The organism is Enterococcus sp. DIV1411a (assembly GCF_050531945.1).
Taxonomy (GTDB): domain Bacteria; phylum Bacillota; class Bacilli; order Lactobacillales; family Enterococcaceae; genus Enterococcus_B; species Enterococcus_B faecium.
In genome coordinates this window covers 2,146,546-2,166,595 of sequence record NZ_CP172892.1, presented here as the reverse complement: position 1 = coordinate 2,166,595, position 20,050 = coordinate 2,146,546, and the positions used below count along the sequence as shown (strand labels likewise).

Here is a 20,050-nt window from a genome sequence, read left to right as displayed (position 1 = left end):
AGCTAAGAAAGGGAGAGAAAACTATGAGTTTCCAAAGACCAAAAGGAACAAATGATATTTTGCCAGGCGAATCAGAAAAATGGCAGTTTGTCGAAGAAACAGCACGTTTATTATTCAGAGATTATCAGTATAATGAAATGCGTACACCGATTTTTGAACACTATGAAGTGATATCCCGAAGTGTAGGGGATACAACGGATATCGTTTCAAAAGAGATGTATGATTTTTATGACAAAGGGGAACGCCATGTGACGCTTCGACCAGAAGGTACAGCACCAATCGTTCGTTCTTTTGTTGAGCATAAATTGTTCGGCCCAGAGTATGCGAAACCGTTCAAAACTTTTTATATGGGACCAATGTTTCGCTACGAACGCCCTCAAAAAGGACGGTTACGTCAATTCCATCAAATCGGAGTAGAAGCATTTGGATCAGAAAACCCTGCAACTGATGTGGAGAGCATGGTGATGGCACTTGATTTCTTCAAACAGTTGGGGATCACGCAAATCCGGCTAGTCATCAATTCATTAGGTGATAAAGAAACGCGTCAAGCCTATCGTCAAGCATTGATCGACTATCTTTTACCTTTTGAATCAGAGCTGAGTGAAGACTCTAAACGCCGCCTTCATGAAAATCCATTACGCGTATTGGACAGTAAAGACAAACGAGATCAAAAATTTGTGGCAGAAGCTCCATCTATCTTAGATTATCTAAGCGAGCCTGCTCAAAAACATTTTGATACCGTTGTTTCCATGCTGGATGCATTGGCTGTTCCTTATGAAATCGACAGTAATATGGTTCGCGGACTAGATTATTACACACATACGATTTTTGAAATCATGAGTGACGCACCAAAAATGGGGGCACAAGCAACGATTTGCGCAGGCGGACGTTATGACAATCTAGTGGAAGAACTAGGTGGTCCTTCAACACCTGGCTTCGGATTTGCAATGGGTATCGAGCGATTACTCTTGACTATGGAGGCAGAGGAAGTAGTTATCCCTGCATTTAATGAGTTGGATGCTTACGTGGTCGCACTCGGAGACGAAACAAATATCGAAGCATTGAAAGTGGTCCAAGCGATTCGAAACTTTGGTTTTTCAGCTGACCGCGACTTCATGAACCGTAAAGCAAAAGCGCAATTTAAGACAGCAGATAAAGCGAATGCCAAATTAGTATTGGTGATCGGTGAAGATGAGCTTGCTAGTCAAACGATTAATGTCAAAGCAATGGCAAGCCGAAAAGAAAAAAGTTTTCCATTAGAAGAGATATATGAACATTTTGATGAAGTCTATGATGAAATGACTTTATTCGAGTAGGAGGAAAAAAATAAATGGCACAAAGAACGATCTATTGCGGATTAGTTTCCGAACAACAATTAGAACAAACAGTTACATTAAAAGGATGGGTACAAAAAAGACGAGACCTTGGGGGAGTAATCTTTATCGACCTACGTGATCGTGAAGGAATCGTTCAAATCGTCTTTAATCCTGAAATCAACAAAGAAGCATGGGAAATCGCGGATAAATGTCGCAGTGAATACGTGATCGAAGTGACTGGGGAAGTTAGAAGACGCGGAGAAAATGCAGTAAATCCTAAAATGGCCACTGGTGAATTCGAAGTGATTGCAAGTGAAATCGTGATTTTGAATCAAGCAAAAACCCCGCCATTTCAAATTGAAGATGATCAAGCAATCAGTGACGAAATACGTTTGAAATATCGTTATTTGGATCTGCGTCGTCCAAAAATGACTAAAAACATCAAATTAAGAAATGCGACAACAAAAGCGATTCGTCATTATTTAGATGATAATGACTTTCTCGATATCGAAACACCTTACCTAGGGAAATCTACACCAGAAGGCGCAAGAGACTACCTAGTTCCTTCACGTGTCCATGCTGGACATTTCTATGCGTTGCCGCAATCTCCTCAATTGTTTAAACAATTGCTGATGAATGCTGGATTCGACCGTTATTATCAAATCGTTCGTTGTTTCCGCGATGAAGATTTACGTGGAGACCGTCAGCCTGAATTTACGCAAGTAGATATTGAAACAACGTTCTTAACAGCAGAAGAAATCCAAACTTACACAGAGGGATTGATTGCGAAGGTAATGAAAGAAGTTCGCGGTATCGAAGTCACATTGCCATTTCCTCGTATGACCTATGATGAAGCAATAGCTCGCTACGGCAGCGACAAACCGGATACACGTTTTGACATGGAATTGATCGATCTAAGCGATACAGTCAAAGAAGTAGAATTCAAAGTCTTCCAAATGGCTCTTGAAAACGGCGGTGTCGTGAAAGCATTGAATGCTAAAGGCGCTGCAGATCGCTACTCACGAAAAGACATGGATCAGTTAGGTCAATATGTAGGACAATTCGGAGCTAAGGGGCTTGCATGGCTGAAAGTAGAAGAAGACGGATTGAAAGGTCCAATTGCTAAATTCATGGGAGAAGCAACAGAAGCAATCATTAAAGCAACAGATGCAAAACCAGGTGACTTGCTGATGTTTGGCGCAGATAAAAGTGAAATCGTCGCTGCTGCATTAGGTGCTATCCGGACACGTTTAGGAAAAGAATTAGGACTAATTGATGAATCGAAATTCAATTTCTTATGGGTAACTGATTGGCCACAATTTGAATTTTCAGAAGAAGAAGGTCGATATGTCTCTGCTCACCATCCATTCACGATGCCAAAAGAAGAAGATATCCCGTTATTGGCTGAAGACCCTGCAAAAGTCTATGCAGAAGCTTATGATATCGTCTTGAACGGTTATGAACTAGGCGGAGGTTCTATCCGTATTCATACTCGTGAGCTTCAAGAAAAAGTACTAGAAACTCTAGGCTTTACAAAAGAACAAATGGAAGAACAATTTGGTTTCTTGTTAACAGCTTTAGATTACGGATTCCCTCCACATGGCGGTATTGCATTAGGATTGGACCGTTTTGCAATGTTATTAGCCGGAGAAGATAATATTCGTGAAGTCATTGCCTTTCCTAAAAACGGAAAAGCAGCCGATGTGATGAGTGATGCACCAAGTATGGTTTCGCCTTTACAATTGTTCGAATTGAATATTGATGTAACGAATATAGAAGAATAGCCGATAAAAAGGTAAAAAGGATTTGTCGAATACGCTTCTTTTGACAACCTTGATTTAATTGAAAAACACTTTATAATGAAGCCATAACATATAAAGCGGGGCTTTTCCATGAAAAAAACATTCGAAAATTGGGCTTATCATGATTACACGACCAAGCTTTCGGTATCTATCGTTTATGCGTTGATCGCATCAGTCGCATTGAATTTCTTTTATCAGCCAGGACATATTTATTCAAGTGGTATTACTGGTCTAGCTCAGATTTTGACGACTTTGTCAAAATCACTGATAGGATTCGAAGTACCGGTATCAACAACTTTGTATTTACTGAATATACCTTTGTTTGTATTGGCGTGGTTAAAAATCGGGAAGAAGTTTACAATTTTCACTTTTATCACAGTCACTTTGACCTCCCTTTGTATCCATATTTTACCGGAAACAGTCCTATCTACCGATCCAATCATCTGTGCGTTGTTTGGGGGGGCTGTGATGGGACTAGGTATTGGGCTAGCGTTGAGAAACGGCCTATCATCGGGCGGTCTAGATATCGTGAGTATCACGATTCGTAAAAAAACAGGAAAGTCGATTGGTTCTATTTCGATCTACTTCAATGCATTGATCGTTTTTGTTGCCGGAATTCTATTTGGCTGGCAATATATGTTTTACAGTACGTTGTCTATTTTCGTCAGTGGAAAAGTAACTGATGTCGTTTATACAAAACAAAAGAAGATGCAGGTAATGATCGTAACGAAACATCCAGAAAAAGTAGTAAATGAAATCCAAAACTGTATGCGTAGAGGGATCACGATCATCAATGAAGCAGAAGGTGCTTATAAGCATGATAAGCAGACAGTATTGATGACGATCGTTACACGATACGAACTGCCTCTACTTAGAGAAGCAATGAAAGCTTCTGATCCACAAGCTTTTGTAAGTATTGCAGAAAACGTCCAGATACTTGGTCGTTTCTATGAGGATGGCATTTAGATCGAGTTTGACAAAAATTCATGAAATACTGCTGTAGACAGACGTTCGTTTGTCTGCAGTTTTTTTCTACCATAGTAGAATCAGCAAAGAAAAACTGCTTTTTTATTTGAAATTTTCTTAAAGTTGAAAAAAAGCATGTTTATTTTTTTAAATTTATGGGATGATAGAAAAAAATAGTAGAGAAAGGACACGATTCTACTTGCTATTTTCACTTAATACCCGTATATTACGAATGAAAAAAGTTTATGAAAAGTTGGAATATTGAATGGAAAAACAAAAAAGGTTAAAAAACAGCCGCTACATCACTGGGTTTGATGGGCTCCGTTCATTAGCTGTGGTGGGTGTTATCTTATATCACCTTCTGCCAACTAGTATGAAAGGCGGCTATTTGGGCGTTCCGATTTTTTTCGTCGTATCTGGTTATTTGATCACGGATCTGCTGCGGCAGGAATGGGAACAAAATGGAAAAATCAATATTTGGCAATTTTATGTCAGAAGAATGAAGAGACTCTATCCGGCACTTGTTTTTATGCTTGTGACAGCTTCGGCTTATATTACTTTGTTTCAGCGAGGGCTGTTAAACAATCTTCGAGGAGTTGTGGTCAGCAGCTTACTGTATGTCAACAACTGGTGGCAAATCAATAACGGTTTATCTTATTTCGATCGATTTGCTAATGAGTCACCGTTTACGCATATCTGGTCTTTAGCAGTAGAAGGTCAAAACTATTTGGTTTGGCCGATCTTATTTGTATTGTTGATGGTATTTGTTCGTAAAAGAAAATGGATCTTTTATACTGTGTTAGGTACATCCTTCCTCTCCGCCATCTTGATGATGATCTTGTATACACCAGGAGGCGATCCAACCCGTGTTTATTACGGTACCGACACTCGTCTGTTTTCTATATGGTTGGGAAGTGCGCTTGCGTTTGTATGGCCAAGTACGCGTTTAAAGAAAAACATCCCGAAACAAGCGAAAAATATTCTGAATATCGCTGGAGGAATCTCACTTTTGGCACTGATTCTTTGTTTCTTCTTTTTAGATGATCATTACAATTTCATCTATTACGGAGGAATGCTCCTAGTGAGTCTGTTATGTGTAGTGCTAGTTGCAGTGACAGCACACCCTGGAGCAAGTTTGAATCGATGGCTGACAAATCCAGTATTTACTTGGATTGGCAAACGAAGCTATGGCATTTATCTGTATCAGTTTCCAGTTATGATTTTTTATGAAGCAAAGGTGACTGATATTGCCGATCATGTTTTGTTGCATACTTTAGTGGAAATCACATTGATTCTAATCATCAGTGAACTTTCTTATCGATATGTGGAGCGTCCGCTAGCACGTTTTGATTATGGTCGTACATTCCAAGTGATGAAAGGATGGTTCAGCAAACCGATCATCAGTAAGAGCAAACCATGGGTTGTTCCAGGCACATTACTTGTAGCAATTGCACTCGTTGGTTTCGTTACGGCACCGAAAAACGCTGTAACAGCCGATCAAAAACAACTGCAGGCAAAAATCGCTGAAAGTAAAAAACTAGCAGAAGAAACCAGAAACAATTCAGAAAACACCACTAGTTCGGTTGACCAAGCGATCCTTGATAAGTACGAGTTGTCCAAGGCACAAGGGAATAAGGCACAAAAATTAGAACTAACGGCATTTGGTGATTCAGTTATGTTGGATGCTGCAACGGATCTACAAGAACTTTATCCAAAAGTAGTGGTAGATGGAGATGTCGGACGACAATTATATGCCAGTGTACCGTACATTGAAAAATTAAAGGAGCAAGATTTGTTGAAAGACACTGTTCTGATTGGACTAGGAACGAATGGCTCATTCTCGGAAGCTCAGTTTGATAGTGTGATGGATGCAATCGGTGATCGAAAAGTATACTGGGTCAATGTCCGAGTACCGACGAAGCGCTGGCAAAATGACGTGAATGCGATGCTTGAACAGATGACGAAAAAATACGACAATATGACGCTGATTGATTGGTACAGCTACAGTAATGACCATAGTGACTGGTTTTATGATGATCAAGTCCATCCAAATCCTGAAGGGATGACACATTACATTCACTTAGTCAGCGAAGCCTTGCTAGGAGGAAGTTCAAGTACGAACAGCAGTGAGACAAACGTGACAGAATGATAGCTACAAAAAACTTCAGGCAAAAACATTTGTTTTTGCCTGAAGTTTTTTTATATTTATCGTGTTTTTAACATTCCTATAGATTCAGGAAGCAAAACGGTTGAGTGTGTCTGTAAATAACGTTCTTTTTGTTTTCGGGTGAGTTTTTTGAATGCAGCTTCTGCTTTTGTTGCTTCGCTTCTTGAAGAAAATACTTCTGCATGGATCATCTTAACAGGTCTTCTTTTTTGAAGACGAGTATATTTAGCACCAGTACCATTGTTATGTTCCTCTAATCGTCTAGAAAGATCGGTTGTATATCCACCATAAAATGTCTGATCTTTACAGAATAATACGTAAAAATAATGTTCATTTGCCATAGAGCATCTCACGAATCTCTACAGTGTATTCTCCATCCATATTGTAAGTGATCAATGGTGGAGCGACTTTGAATCCGTCTAATTTGCCTTCTTTGATTCCTTCAACTAACAAAATATTTGCCTCTTTTCCAGGTTTTGGGTAAACAAATTGGATCCTTTTAGGTGCAATTCGATAGTCTTCCATGACCTGAATGATTTCTAAGAACCGATCAGGACGATGGACCATAGTAAAGCGTCCATTTGTTTTTAGTAGCTTACTTGAAATATCGATCACTTCTTCTAACGTCGTATGAATCTCATGACGGGCGATTGCCAGGTGTTTATTAGGGTTCGTTTTATTTGTTGGCAGCCCTTTGAAATAAGGTGGATTACAGACGACTAAGTCACAAGAATTATGTCGAACGACAGATAAGCTGTCTTTCAGATCGATGGTGTGGACAGTCATTTGTTCATTTAAATGGTTAAGCGCGATACTACGTCTTGCCATGTCTGCTAGACGAGGTTGAAGTTCGATAGCGTCGATAGCCGCCTGGGTTCGTTTACTTAAAAAAAGTCCAACTGCGCCATTTCCTGCACAAAGGTCAACAATCTTCCCTTTTTTAGGTACACGGGAAAAGTGAGCAAGCAGCACAGCATCTAAAGAAAAAGAAAACACTTTGGAACTTTGGATAATCTTGATATCTTCTGCGTATAATTGGTCGATTCGTTCGTCTTCGTGAAGCATGGATTCCCTCCAAAATGAAAAAAATAGTCGTCTGTATTATACTATTTTTATTAAAAAGAACCAAGGTGGCTTGTCAAACCTCTATTTTTTATGCATACTATGACCATAAGAAGGGAAAGGAAGAGACTATGTTTTATCGATTTATGCGCGGGGTAGTTCGAGTACTATTAGCCTTAGTTAATGGAAATGCCCGCTATGAGAATAAAGAAGTTTTACCGCAAGATGAGAATTACATACTAGTTGCTCCCCATCGTACTTGGTGGGACCCATTATATCTGGCGGTAGCTGCAGCACCCAAGGAATTCAGCTTTATGGCAAAAGAAGAACTGTTCAAAAATCCAGTTCTGCGATTTATATTAACTCGATCCAATGCTTTTCCAGTTAAAAGAGAAAATCCAGGACCAAGCGTCATTAAAACACCTGTAAAGATTTTGAAATCGACAAATTTGAGTTTGATCATGTTTCCCAGTGGGACAAGACATGCTACAGAACTTAAAGGCGGAATGGCATTGATTTCCAGAATGTCTAAAGCGAAAATCGTGCCAGCTGTATATCAAGGTCCGTTGACACTTGGGGATCTGTTCAAGCGTCAGAGAGTGACAGTGCGTTTCGGTGAACCAATCGACTTATCAGATATCAAGAAAACGGATAAAGAAGGTATGGCGGAGATCGAACGACGAACACAAGCAGCTTTTGACAAATTGGACAAAGAAGTGAACCCTGATTTCAAATATGAAGTCAAAAAAAAATAAAATGATAAGTTTATGCGTGGGCGGTCTTTTGAATCTACTGTCCTGTTCAGTTCAGACTTTTTCAATGAAAACGAGGGAGAGACGTCAAGTCTGCCCTCTTTTTGCGTTCCAATATGTAAAATAGAAGACAGGTGTCATGTAATGGATCAAAGTGTTATAATAATTAGAAGGACATTTTTTGAGGTGATTGAATGCGTTTTTTACATACAGCCGATTGGCATATCGGAAAAAAACTACAAGGTTATGACTTGATTGAAGACCAGCGTCATGTACTATCTTCTATACTAGATATCGCGAAAGAAGAAAAAGTAGAGGCAATCGTGATTGCCGGAGACTTATATGATAGGAGTGTCCCAGCTGTTGATGCCGTAGAATTATACAATGAATTGATGGTCGATTGGAATTTAAAGGAGAAGATCCCGATTTTTGCTATATCAGGAAATCACGATAGCAGTACGAGACTTTCAGCGGGTACGCCATGGTTCAGTTATTCGAACTATTTTTTGCGAACACAGCTAGCAGAAGCATTTGAACCAGTCGAGTTTAAAAACGTACAATTTTTCTTTCTTCCTTACTTTGAACCAATTGCAGCGAGATTATATTTTGAAGATGACAATATCCGAACGATCAAGCAAGCGGTAGCCAAGGTGATAGATAAAATGCAGGAGCTATTTGATTCAGAAAAAAAACAAGTATTGATTAGCCATTTTTTTGTAATGGGAAGTGTAAAATCTGATTCGGAAACGAAAATCGAAGTAGGCGGGTTGGATTCGATCCCTGGTGAACTACTTACACCGTTTGATTATGTAGCACTAGGACATTTGCATAATCAAGCTGCTTTGAGACAGGATAATGCTCGCTATAGCGGTTCCCCATTGAAATTCTCTTTATCTGAGATCAACCAAAAAAAAGGCGTATGGATCGTTGACCTGACAACAGGCCTGGAGTTGAATTTTAGGGAGATCGAACCCCTGCATGATATTGAAGAAATAACAGCGAGTTTCAAAGAATTGCTGGATCCTGCCTTTTATCAGTCCGTCAATCGGGAGAATTACATCTATATCTATCTCACTGATAGAACGATCATCCCGAATATGATGAACCAGCTTCGGCAAATATATCCTCGTATTTTGGGGATTGAACGGGCAAACGGTCGAGCAGAACAAACAAAGCGCAAACGAAAAGTACTAGAAATGAAAGATCCTCAAAAATTAGCAGAAGCATTTTTTAGTGAAATGACGGAAGAGCAGCTAACTGCAAACCAAGAAAAATGGCTCGGAGAAACGTTGCAAGAAATCATGGAAATGGAATGATCAAGAATGAAACCGAAAAAATTACAACTTAAAAATTTTGGTCCTTTTATCAATGAGACCGTAGATTTTTCACGTTTGACAGAAGCACCGCTTTTTTTGATCAGCGGGAAGACAGGAGCTGGCAAAACGACGATTTTTGATGGGATCACCTTCGCACTTTTTGGTGAAACTTCCGGAAGACTTCGCTCTGGAAAAGAGATGCGTTCTTTGTTTGCTACACCAGACGAAGAAACAAGCGTGACTTTTTCTTTTGAACATCAGCAGATGAGCTATGAAATCGAACGAAAACCAGAACAAGTTTTAGCAAAACGAAAAGGAAACGGAACAAAAAAACAGGCAGCCAAAGTAACGTTGACCATTTTTGATGGGAAAGGAAAAGAAATAAAACAAATCACAAAACGTACAGAAGCAGATCAGTTGATCAGAGAACTGATGAATCTCGATGCGAAACAGTTTTCTCAAATCGTTTTACTACCCCAAGGAGAATTCCGTAATTTTTTGGTTTCATCAAGCAGTGATAAAGAGACTGTTTTACGTCATTTATTCGGTACTCAATTTTTCCAACAGTTCAATGAGCGATTAAAAGAAAAAGCAAAACAACAGCAACAAAAATTGGATCATTTAGAGCAAGAGCTGCATCTTCTGCAAAAAAGGTTTGTTTTAGTCAAAGAAGAGGAACCAGCAGCAGGGTTTGAAGCCGTTTTAGCCCAATGGACAAACCATCAGGCAATACTCGAAAAACAAATCACGGAAGAAAAAGAAGCTCTAACGGAACTTCAGGAAAAACAAAAGCAACTAGAAAATTCCTACTATCGTTTTGAAAGCTTGAAAAAAAGTTATGAAGAAAAAACGATATTAATAAACAAGCAAAAGGAATTAGCTGCTCAAAAAGACGAAATAGAGGAAAAGAAACGATGGATTGGGTATTATGAATTTACGCAACGATTAGTCGAACCAATCCAGCGCCTACAAGAAATAAAAGCTGAAAAAATAGAACTGTCACAAAAAAGTAGTGAGCAAACAAAGAAACTAGCGATGACTACGCAGAATTATGAAGAGTGGCAAAAAAATGAAGCAAACCGCGTACGCCGACAAACAAAAATCAAAGAAGCTGCTCAAAAACTGCAAAACAAACAGATGATGGTGCCAATTGTCGAATCCTTACGTAGTAAAAAACAAGACGCAGAACAATTAACAATTTCATTGGATAAAGAAGAATTGAATGCCGAGAAGCTGTATCAAAATCTCGCTATCTATCAGGAAAGAACTCGAATTCTTCAAGAAAATTTACTGGATCAGGAAAAACTGCAAGAAGATCGTCTTGCTTTTGGACAGTTAAAATATCTAGATGAAAAGCAGCAAGAAATAGAAAAACAAAAAGCAAAAGACACTGGGTCGCTCGCACAGATAAGAGAAGAACTCAAAAAAGCAACTGAAGAAATAACAAAAAATAGTCAGCTATTGAAAGAACAGACAGAACAAGCAGAACAGCTGAAAAGCCAATGGGCAAAGCAGCAAATTGCTCGTCTTCAGCTTTTTTTGCGTCCAGGGGAGCCATGTCTTGTTTGTGGATCAACGGAACACCCCATACAACAATTAAAACACGAACAGCCAAATAAGGAAGATATCTTAAAAGTAGAACAACAACTGGCAGAAGCTGAGTCTGCTGTAGAAAGAACTCAGCAAATCATTGCCAAAAGTGAAGCACATGAAAATAATCTTCAACAACAATTATCAGATTTAGAACAAAAAATCATGGCAACGAATATACAATTGGCTGAACAAGAAGAACACTTGCAACAGGCTTTGAAAAAGGCATTTCCTGAGATAACAGAACAAAAAACAAAAACAGCTCTTGTAGTAATCGAACAATCTTTAGATAGACGAAAAAGCAAGATGGCCAATGCAAGAATAGAGCTGGAAGAAATAAGACAACAAGCAGAAAAGCTCGAACAACAATTAGCTGTCTACAAACAGCAGCAGACAGAAAAAAATAATCAGCTCCAGCAACTGCAAGGAGAAATCAAAAGTTTAGAACAACAATTGCAAGATACGGATAGTAACTGTTTAGAAGAGGAGATACGACGACTTGAAAAACAGTTAGAAGAAGACTCGAATCAACTAGCTGTTGAGCAGAAAGCAGGAGTGCAATTGTTGCAAGATCTTCATACGCTTCGGACACAGCTTGATCTTCAACATGAACAAATAGAAAAAATAGATGAAAAAATAGAAAAGGAACAAGAAAGAATAGCTAAAAAGTTAGAAAGCCAGTCGTATTTTTCAACAATTGAAGAAATCTGTGCATTTGCACAACAGCAAGCACAATATAAAGAAAACCAACGTACAGTTACTTCTTATCATGAAGAGCAATTAGTGACAGCTGACCGGCTGCGTCAATTAGAAAATATCCAGCTAACTGAGACATTCCCAGATACAGAAGAGATCAGCCAACAGTTAGAAGAAATAAGACGTATGATCGAAATAAAGCAAGAAAAGATATACGGTTTACAAGAACAAAAAATTAGTAATCAAAAAATCTACGATGAATGTCTTTCGATTTATCACACAAGCCAGACGAAATTAGATGAGCTTACGCAATTACAGCAGCTTTCGCAAACATTCAACGGAGAAAATCCTAAGAAGACTAGTTTGGAACGGTATGTGCTTCAGGTTTATCTTCAAGAAGTGTTACAAGTAGCAAATGATCATCTCCAACGTTTAACGAAAAATCGTTATCAATTTGAGCTAGCGGATACCATTGGCAGTTATCGAGGGAAAACCGGATTAGAAATCAATATCTATGATGATCAGGCAGGTATGTCTCGAAGTGCGCATACCCTGTCTGGCGGTGAGAGTTTTATTGCAGCACTTTCTTTAGCATTAGCTCTTGCCGATGTGATCCAGACACAAGCTGGTGGTGTAGCAATCGATGCATTGTTTATTGATGAAGGATTTGGGTCATTAGATGAAGAAGCTTTGGAAATGGCAATGGAAGCTTTAGAAACGATCGAAAGTGAAGGAAGAATGATCGGCATCATTAGTCATGTAAGAGAATTGAAAGAACGAGTATTACAACAAATAAGAATTGATACAGAAGGTAGCGGACAAAGCAAAATACGCTATCAACTTGGATAAAAAGGGAGATTGGTAACTATGAAATGGAGTATTCCAGAAAAAGTCATTGCACGTGGACGTCAATACTTGCAAGAAGGCCGAGTGTTATCGGTTGTCCCTGACCAAGAAGAAAACGTGTGGCATGCAGAAGTCTTGGGCAGTGAATTGTATATGGTTGATTTGGATGGTACAGCAAAAGAGATAGATTACTGCCAATGTCCTTATTGGGAGGAACATAAATATTGTAAGCATACAGTTGCTGTGGAACTTTATTTACGGTCGAAAAATCTATCTCGTATCATGAAAAAAGACCAGCCAATGCTAGAACCGGTAAAAGCAACAAGTGAGGGAGAAATCATTGCAAAAGGTTTTTCTCGTCTAAAAACACAAAACAATCCTCAAGCGGTGCAACCTTTGATTATTGAATACCAAGTAGAAACGATTGAGACTAATCAGTATCACCCAGAGCTTTCTATTTTGGCACTTTACTTGCGTATCGGTTCATTGGCATCACCGAAAAAAACATATATCGTAAAAAACATCTATGATTTTTTACAAGCTTACGCAGAAAAAGAAACTTACACTGTTAATAAACAGTACCAGTTTCGTCTAGATAAACGGGCGTTTCAAAAAGAAGATCAAAAAATACTCACGCATCTTGCAGGAAGTGCTCAGACGCATCAATTATTAGGTACGAACGGCTTACAAGTCAAAGGAAAACTAGATAAAAGATATCTGCTTCTCCCAGTAGAACAAGCCCGCTTCCTGTTAGAGCAGATGAATCAGACTACACGTTTGCATCTGCAGATAAATGAACAAAACGATCAAGGAATACAATTTTCCGATCAAAACAAACCTTTATCATTCAAAGTGGAAAAATTTGGAGAAGATTATTTGCTGCAAGCATTGAATGATTTTGATTTTTTCTTTATGCATTATCAGTGGGGAGTTATCCAAGGGACATTTTATTCTCTGACGAAATATCAACAAACGGTTTATCAAACTTGGAAACAATTGATTCGCCGATTGGAGAAACCAGAAGTAGTGTTCAAGAAAAAAGAATTACCGTCTTTGTTTAAAGAGATTATCCCTCTGCTTTCAGAGATCGGTGACGTAGCTATTGCCCCTGCAGTAGAAGAGGAAGTAGCAGATATCCCCGTCGAATTTATTTTCTTTTTCCGAAAAGCAAAAGGAAAAATCCAAGCTCGAGTCGATTTCGTCTATGGCGAAGTCATCTATTCGACTGACCCGAAGCATGAGGTCTCGACAGATAAGACTTTTCAGGTGTTACGTGACACAGTAGAAGAGAAACGAGTACTTGATCTATTCAGAATGTATCGCTACCAGAAAAATGAAACTGGTTATGAACGTCCATTGCCAAGCGGGGAAGAACTATATGCCTTTTTCCGCACAGAACTATCTGTCTTCCGTCAGTTTGGTGAAGTCAGACTTGGAAGAAAATTGCGAGAGTTGTATTTAGATGCGCATAAACATCAACCGAAAATCGAAGTAACCGAGACCGGTTCATGGCTCGATATTCGATTCGATGTGACAGGGATAGAGGAGCAAGAAATCGATCATGTCCTGCAAAGCTTGCTGAGAAATGATGCTTTTTATACATTAGAAAATGGTCAGGTTCTTTCTTTTGATTCAGAAGAATTTCAACAAACAAGCCAAGTGTTGCAACAATTACGGGAATCGATACGTACAGAAGAAGGAACGATCCATGTACCTAAAAATCAAGGATTGATCATTCAAAATCAATTGGAAAAAAGCAATGCTACTTTTAGTGAATCGTTCCAAACGATGGTACAAGATCTCATTCATCCAGAAAGATACCAGGCACAGCTTCCCAAAGGATTGAATGCAACGATGAGAGATTATCAAAAGCAAGGTTTTCGATGGTTGAAGATGTTAGGTCATTATCAGTTTGGCGGTATTTTAGCCGATGAAATGGGACTTGGGAAAACACTACAGACAATTGCCTTTTTACTTTCGGAAAAAGAAGAACGGAAAAGCTTCTCTGCTTTGATCGTAGCGCCTGCGAGCTTAATTTACAACTGGCAGGCAGAGGTGAGAAAATTCGCCCCTTCTTTAAGTATCCAAGTAATCAATGGGAATAAAAAAGAACGTGAAGAATTACTGGCTAAAGACACAGATATCCGAGTGACTTCTTATGCCAGCTTAAGACAGGATCTAGCTAATTATCAGTCGCAAAAAATTGATTATTTGATTCTTGATGAGGCACAAATGGTCAAAAATAGCAGTACGAAAACTGCACAAGCATTGAGAGAATTAGCTGTACCTCAGCGGTTTGCACTGAGTGGGACACCAATCGAGAATAATTTAGAAGAATTGTGGTCATTGTTTGCAACGATTATGCCAGGATTTTTCCCGACTAAAACAAAATTCAGGGAACTTGCCGCAGAAGAAATTGCGCAAATGATTCGACCGTTTATTTTACGGCGAGATAAACAAACTGTGTTGAAAGACTTGCCGGAAAAAACAGAGATGAATCTATATTCTGCACTTACAGAAGAACAAAAAACTGTTTATTTAGCTTACTTGCGTCAAATGCGTGAAGAAATCACATCAATGGATTCTGAAGCATTCAAGAAAAACCGGATCGGGATACTTGCTGGTCTGACAAGACTGCGACAAATTTGCTGCGATCCTCGTCTGTTTATTGAAGATTACCAAGGCGGTTCCGGCAAGCTCGAACAAGTAAAAGATCTACTGGTAGCTGCCAAAGAGAACAAACGAAGAGTTTTGCTGTTTTCTCAATTTACAGGGATGCTGACTATCTTGCAAGAAGAGTTAGCCGAGCTAGGGATCTCGACATTTTATTTAAGAGGCAGTACGAAACCACAAGATCGGTTAAGTATGGTAGACGCATTTAATGCTGGCGAAAAAGATGTTTTTCTGATTTCCTTAAAGGCTGGGGGAACTGGATTGAATCTCACGGGAGCAGATACGGTCATCTTGTATGACCTTTGGTGGAATCCTGCCATTGAAGAACAAGCTGCTGGACGTGCACATCGGATCGGACAAAAAAATGTGGTAGAAGTGTGGCGTATGATCTCTGAAGGAACGATTGAGGAACGCATGGATTCACTCCAGCAAGAAAAACGCGAACTGTTCCAAAAAGTGATCCAAGGTAATGAAGAACAGTTGACGAAACTGACTGAAGAAGACATCCGCATGATTTTAAGTGTAGGAGAAATCGAGGAGTAAGAGACTCGAAAAAGCGTTCAGTAATGGGTAAGAAAGTCTTTCTAAAGAAGCGATTGTTTATTTGATTTAAAAAATAGCAAGGAGGCTGGGATTCCATTTTATCCCAGCTTCCTTGCTATCATTTTTTTATTTCTATTTTTAAAGGTTATACAAAGATTGTCTTCATTGTCTCTAACAGCTGATCAAAAGAAGAAATCTCGATATCGCAAATTGGAGTCTGTTCAATTTTGCGTTCTCGATGGTTGAACCAAAGCGCTTGCCAGTTAGCACTTTTTGCACCTAGAACATCATTGTCGTAATTATCGCCAACGTATAAGGTCTCTTCTGGAAGCATATGAAATTCTTTCTCAGCCAGCTGAAAAATCTCTTTTTCTGGTTTTTGGAAACCTGTTGCTTGAGAAATGAGCATATTGCGGGAAGGAATCCAATTGTTCAATTGAAGTTGCTTCAGTTTTTTTGTCTGATGGTCAGTCGGCCCATTTGTGATAATTCCTAATGGGACATTCTTTTCCTTCAAGAAATCGAGGGTTTTTTTGACCTCCTCATGCAAGCAGATATTATCAAGTTCTTCCTCGTAAATTTTTTGAAATAAGAGGCCATCTTCTTCCGTAATATGAGGGTAGTCTAAATCTTTTAGTGATTGGCTGATCCGATGTGCTCGCATATATTCTAGTGTCCAATCTCCTGCCATTACTTTTGGGAAGTTTTCATCACTATGATGGCGGAACCGGATATATAGTGGATGCATATCTGCATCTGAAACAAGCGGAACGACTCTTTTGACCGCGTTTCGAAATGGCTGCTGCTGATCATACATCGTATCATCAACATCAAACACAACTGATTTAATCAAAATTTTACACGCCTTTCGGTTTTCATTGATTTTTTCACAAATCCTTGACTATTGTAACAGAAAAAATTGTCTAAAAAAGCTGATAAATAAAGGTTTTTCTTACTATATTTCTATTTCCTTGACAGAATAAGGTTTTTATATTTCAGTTTTTTTCACTAAAAATCGTGAAACACGTCAATAAGTTTGATGAACAAATTAATCATTATGGTAGAAGTCGATTGATTTATTTTAATGCAATCTCTGTGGAATTTTCGAAAGATTTATTTTTTTAATACAGTCTCAATATAACTATTCAAACATAAAATAACGTTATTTGATTTATTTGTTTATAGTAAATTTTATTTAGTAATCATTGCTTTAAAATACTACGCTTATATAACAGAGAAAATAAGCGTTATGATAAAGAACAGTATTATTTAAAATGACAGAAAACATTACTATTAAAGAAATAAAAAACATAAAAAATCTTAAGAAATCGGTTTCATTTAGCTTTTGAGATAAAATAATAGTACAGTTTTATACGCTGTTTCATATGTTTAGAAAATTTGAATTAGATTTGAAAACTCTAATTTTTAAATGATAAAAAAAGCGAGAATGCTGGTTTTACTGTATATTAACCTTAGATAACTTTCATTTTTTTAAAAAAATTATGAAAAAAAGGTAGCTATTTAAAAGTTGATTATGTATAATAGAAACAGATAGGAGATTATTATGATCTTCTGTTACAAAAAAGTGATTCTTATCACGAAAAGGAGTGGTGCACGTTGTTAACATTATATACTTCCCCAAGTTGTACTTCCTGCAGAAAGGCTCGTGCGTGGTTGCAAGAACATCAGATTCCATTTGTTGAACGTAATATTTTTTCAGAACCATTGAACAGTTCTGAATTAAAAGCGATTTTACAAATGACAGAAGACGGAACAGAAGAAATCATCTCGACACGTTCCAAAGTATTCCAAAAACTGAACATGGATTTAGATGATCTGCCGTTACAAGAATTATTGGAACTTGTGCAAAACAATCCTGGATTGCTTCGCCGTCCAATCATGATTGATGATAAACGTCTGCAAGTTGGTTTTAATGAAGATGAAATTCGTCGGTTCCTACCGCGCGATGTACGACAATTAGAATTACGTCAAGCACAATTGATGGCTGGATTATAGAAGGATAATACGAAACTTGGAAAAGACTATTACAAAGATAGTTTTTCCAAGTTTTTTTGTTTACAAAAAGTATTCTTGATTAGATGTATAAAAAGGTAGTAGAAGATGATGATTGCACGAAAAATAGAGAGGAAAAATTAGCTGAAAAGTCGGCTATATAGTATTCGTCTGCCAAAAATGTTATAGTTAAATAAGATAGCTTGAAAGGTTGAAAAATCCGCTGGTTTTATTAAATTCACTTAACAGCGAGATTTTTTTTCTTTACATTTAAGCTGATTTCGCTACAATGAATCTATATTAAACATTGTGGCAAAGTGAGGTGTAGCAAAATGGAAATGGAACATATTAATGAAAATACGATCCGTGTACTAATTGGTCATGAAGATTTAGAGGAACGGGGCGTTTCATTTTTGGATTTACTTGGCAATCACAAAGAAATCGAAAATTTCTTTTATAGTATTTTGGAAGAAGTTGATATCGAAGAGGAGTTCCGAGGAAGCGAAGCTGTCACTTTCCAAGTTTTGCCAAAAGGAGACGGATTAGAACTGTTTATCAGTAAAAATCTTCCGGATGAAGAAATTTCTCAATCAGAAGATTCTACTGTTGATTCAGAAGATGTGAGTGACTTTCTTCGTCAGCAGATTATTGGCAGCGATCCGGAGGAAGAATTATCTGGAAGCGCCCTAGAAGAACAGGAAAGACAAGCAACTTTTGCTTTTGAAGATTTTGAACAAGTGATCCAACTTGCAACAGATGTCGAACTAGAGTCTGCTTGGACTGATTTGTATTTATTCGAAGAGCGCTATTACCTAGTCGTTCACTTCTGGATGGAAAATCTCAACCAAGCGGATGTAGAGAATCAGATTGCTCGAATTTTGGAGTTTGCTGAAAAGAGCGATCGTACACCAGAAACATTGAATGAATATGGAAAATGTCTGATGGCGCGTAATGCTATCGAGCGAACGAAATTTTATTTTGTATAAATCAGCATTATAGTAAAAGACTGTGACAAAAATTGTGTCGCAGTCTTTTTTTCGTATAAATAGTGTTCAAAAGCTTGCATCTGCGGTAACAAGCCCAACCAAACGAAAAATATTGGGAACTATTTTTGTTTAGCTGTTCTTATTACTTGATGCAGAATAGCTTTTTCACGCCCTCTTTTTTCGTGTAAATAAATTCTTAGACGTAAATAAGTTCAGAGGGAGAAAAATGCTGCTTGCAATGAATGAATATAATAAGTGCTGTTTTGCTAAACATGCAGAAAAAGGAAAGAAATATTATTGTCGTGGCTGTCGAAAAAGAGTGATTTTGAAAAAGGGAAAGAAAAAATGTGCTCATTTTGCCCATCAAAAATCAGATAACTGTTCGGTCTTTAGTGAAAGAGAATCAAAAGAGCACTTACAGTTAAAGGAATGCTTCATGGATTGGCTGGGACAGTCAGTAGAACCAGTATTTTTGGAAGCCTATTTGCCGAGGTTGCGGCAAAGGCCGGATATTTTGTTGGCGAATCTAGCAATAGAAATCCAATGTTCTAGACTGTCTCACCAGAGATTTATTGAAAGAACCCAAAATTATTTGAATAACAGTTACCAAGTATGGTGGATACTTGGTAATTCTTTTCTTGGACAATCGCAATTCTCATTGATAGAAAAAAGTTGCTGCTACTATAATAGAAAAAGAGGAGTGCATTGCTGGAAAGCTGATCTCAAGAAACAAAAGCTTTATTTGTATCATCATATTACAGAGACTGTATCAGGGCATATTTCCTTTTGCAGTAGCTGCTGGACTTTTTCTAGTAGGGACCTTAAAGAAATATTCACTAGTAACGAAATTAAAATGAACCAAATGAAAAAAATAGAAAAAGTGAGTGAAGATGGGAAGAAATGGCTGACACGCCAACTTATTCACAAGCAAAAGAATACAGTATCCATACAAGAACAATGCTACTTGCGTCATAAACATCTTTTGCATCTATCATCGTGGATCTATCAAAAAAGTCGGTTTTTCTTTTATTTACAAGAACAGGTTTTTCTTTATCGAATGTTGTACGAAGAAGCCTTGGAAAACCAGAAAGTTCCTGATTTCAACTCATGGCTTTGCCAAATAAAAGAACATAAAAGGGAATGGCTTTTTCCTATGATTGATGAAGAGATGGTCTATCAGCAGTTTTTTAACGAATGCATACACTTGTCTTCTTTGAAAAAATAGTAAGTATAAAATAGGCTAGGAATCGGTTTTCTATGTAAAACAAGATTTAGTTATGCTAAAATTGATGGAAGCAGACACATGAATGAGTAGAAAAGTT

14 protein-coding genes are annotated in these 20,050 nt (G+C 38.0%); 11 read left to right on the top strand and 3 right to left on the bottom strand.

The genetic code is table 11. From position 1 onward, the window contains the following. The first annotated feature begins 23 nt into the window (after positions 1–23). The 4 genes from hisS (at position 24) to IGJ87_RS10470 (ending at position 6,233) form a co-directional block, all read left to right on the top strand. A complete protein-coding gene (gene hisS / locus IGJ87_RS10485) occupies positions 24–1,316 on the top strand; it encodes a histidine--tRNA ligase (RefSeq protein WP_002289103.1) in 1,293 nt (430 codons plus the stop codon). 14 nt (positions 1,317–1,330) lie between these two features. Then, entirely contained in the window at positions 1,331–3,100 is a 1,770-nt protein-coding gene (gene aspS, locus IGJ87_RS10480; RefSeq protein WP_002301278.1) for an aspartate--tRNA ligase, read from the top strand. A gap of 108 nt (positions 3,101–3,208) precedes the next feature. Continuing rightward, on the top strand, positions 3,209–4,084 hold the full coding sequence (locus tag IGJ87_RS10475) for a YitT family protein (RefSeq protein WP_002293644.1): 876 nt from the start codon (positions 3,209–3,211) through the stop codon (positions 4,082–4,084). A 265-nt stretch (positions 4,085–4,349) separates the two neighbouring features. After that, the gene (locus IGJ87_RS10470; protein WP_002301277.1) at positions 4,350–6,233 is read left to right on the top strand and encodes an acyltransferase family protein; all 1,884 of its coding nucleotides are present in this window, start codon (positions 4,350–4,352) and stop codon (positions 6,231–6,233) included. A gap of 56 nt (positions 6,234–6,289) precedes the next feature. Here IGJ87_RS10470 and IGJ87_RS10465 read toward each other — a convergent pair whose 3' ends face one another. After that, positions 6,290–6,592, bottom strand: a complete 303-nt coding sequence (locus tag IGJ87_RS10465) for a GIY-YIG nuclease family protein (RefSeq protein ID WP_002325319.1) — start codon at positions 6,590–6,592, stop codon at positions 6,290–6,292. After that, on the bottom strand, positions 6,582–7,316 hold the full coding sequence (locus tag IGJ87_RS10460) for a tRNA1(Val) (adenine(37)-N6)-methyltransferase (RefSeq protein WP_002301657.1): 735 nt from the start codon (positions 7,314–7,316) through the stop codon (positions 6,582–6,584). Before IGJ87_RS10460 ends, IGJ87_RS10465 begins: the two co-directional genes overlap by 11 nt. Positions 7,317–7,444: 128 nt before the next feature. Between IGJ87_RS10460 and IGJ87_RS10455 the strand changes: the two genes are divergently transcribed. From IGJ87_RS10455 to IGJ87_RS10440, 4 genes are all read left to right on the top strand, one after another. Continuing rightward, positions 7,445–8,068, top strand: coding sequence for a lysophospholipid acyltransferase family protein (locus tag IGJ87_RS10455; protein ID WP_002288956.1), 624 nt, complete (start codon positions 7,445–7,447; stop codon positions 8,066–8,068). A 191-nt stretch (positions 8,069–8,259) separates the two neighbouring features. After that, entirely contained in the window at positions 8,260–9,381 is a 1,122-nt protein-coding gene (locus IGJ87_RS10450; RefSeq protein ID WP_002288955.1) for an exonuclease SbcCD subunit D, read from the top strand. 6 nt (positions 9,382–9,387) lie between these two features. Continuing rightward, positions 9,388–12,516: an SbcC/MukB-like Walker B domain-containing protein gene (locus IGJ87_RS10445; RefSeq protein ID WP_002301654.1), complete on the top strand. Its 3,129-nt coding sequence runs from the start codon at positions 9,388–9,390 to the stop codon at positions 12,514–12,516. A gap of 18 nt (positions 12,517–12,534) precedes the next feature. Further along, a complete protein-coding gene (locus IGJ87_RS10440) occupies positions 12,535–15,729 on the top strand; it encodes a DEAD/DEAH box helicase (protein ID WP_002338641.1) in 3,195 nt (1,064 codons plus the stop codon). Between the two features lie 145 nt (positions 15,730–15,874). On the opposite strand, the gene IGJ87_RS10435 is transcribed toward IGJ87_RS10440, so the two are convergent. After that, complete coding sequence (locus IGJ87_RS10435) at positions 15,875–16,582, bottom strand: HAD family hydrolase (RefSeq protein WP_002294563.1); 708 nt, start codon at positions 16,580–16,582, stop codon at positions 15,875–15,877. Between the two features lie 764 nt (positions 16,583–17,346). Here IGJ87_RS10435 and spxA point away from each other — a divergent pair. The 3 genes from spxA (at position 17,347) to IGJ87_RS10420 (ending at position 19,953) form a co-directional block, all read left to right on the top strand. Next, complete coding sequence (gene spxA / locus IGJ87_RS10430; RefSeq protein ID WP_002296384.1) at positions 17,347–17,745, top strand: transcriptional regulator SpxA; 399 nt, start codon at positions 17,347–17,349, stop codon at positions 17,743–17,745. A 329-nt stretch (positions 17,746–18,074) separates the two neighbouring features. After that, positions 18,075–18,728 (top strand): adaptor protein MecA, encoded by a 654-nt coding sequence (locus IGJ87_RS10425; protein WP_002299370.1) that lies wholly within the window; start codon positions 18,075–18,077, stop codon positions 18,726–18,728. Positions 18,729–18,954: 226 nt separating this feature from the next. Beyond that, positions 18,955–19,953, top strand: a complete 999-nt coding sequence (locus IGJ87_RS10420) for a competence protein CoiA (RefSeq protein WP_002288958.1) — start codon at positions 18,955–18,957, stop codon at positions 19,951–19,953. Positions 19,954–20,050: the final 97 nt, after the last annotated feature.

What these genes read in the sequence shown, in the direction of transcription:
- IGJ87_RS10455 (WP_002288956.1), top strand. Translation starts at nt 7,445, where the DNA reads ATGTTTTATCGATTTATGCGCGGGGTAGTTCGAGTACTATTAGCCTTA.
- aspS (WP_002301278.1), top strand. Translation starts at nt 1,331, where the DNA reads ATGGCACAAAGAACGATCTATTGCGGATTAGTTTCCGAACAACAATTA.
- hisS (WP_002289103.1), top strand. Translation starts at nt 24, where the DNA reads ATGAGTTTCCAAAGACCAAAAGGAACAAATGATATTTTGCCAGGCGAA.
- IGJ87_RS10420 (WP_002288958.1), top strand. Translation starts at nt 18,955, where the DNA reads ATGCTGCTTGCAATGAATGAATATAATAAGTGCTGTTTTGCTAAACAT.
- IGJ87_RS10450 (WP_002288955.1), top strand. Translation starts at nt 8,260, where the DNA reads ATGCGTTTTTTACATACAGCCGATTGGCATATCGGAAAAAAACTACAA.
- IGJ87_RS10445 (WP_002301654.1), top strand. Translation starts at nt 9,388, where the DNA reads ATGAAACCGAAAAAATTACAACTTAAAAATTTTGGTCCTTTTATCAAT.
- IGJ87_RS10425 (WP_002299370.1), top strand. Translation starts at nt 18,075, where the DNA reads ATGGAAATGGAACATATTAATGAAAATACGATCCGTGTACTAATTGGT.
- IGJ87_RS10440 (WP_002338641.1), top strand. Translation starts at nt 12,535, where the DNA reads ATGAAATGGAGTATTCCAGAAAAAGTCATTGCACGTGGACGTCAATAC.
- IGJ87_RS10465 (WP_002325319.1), bottom strand. Translation starts at nt 6,592, where the DNA reads ATGGCAAATGAACATTATTTTTACGTATTATTCTGTAAAGATCAGACA.
- IGJ87_RS10470 (WP_002301277.1), top strand. Translation starts at nt 4,350, where the DNA reads ATGGAAAAACAAAAAAGGTTAAAAAACAGCCGCTACATCACTGGGTTT.
- IGJ87_RS10475 (WP_002293644.1), top strand. Translation starts at nt 3,209, where the DNA reads ATGAAAAAAACATTCGAAAATTGGGCTTATCATGATTACACGACCAAG.
- IGJ87_RS10460 (WP_002301657.1), bottom strand. Translation starts at nt 7,316, where the DNA reads ATGCTTCACGAAGACGAACGAATCGACCAATTATACGCAGAAGATATC.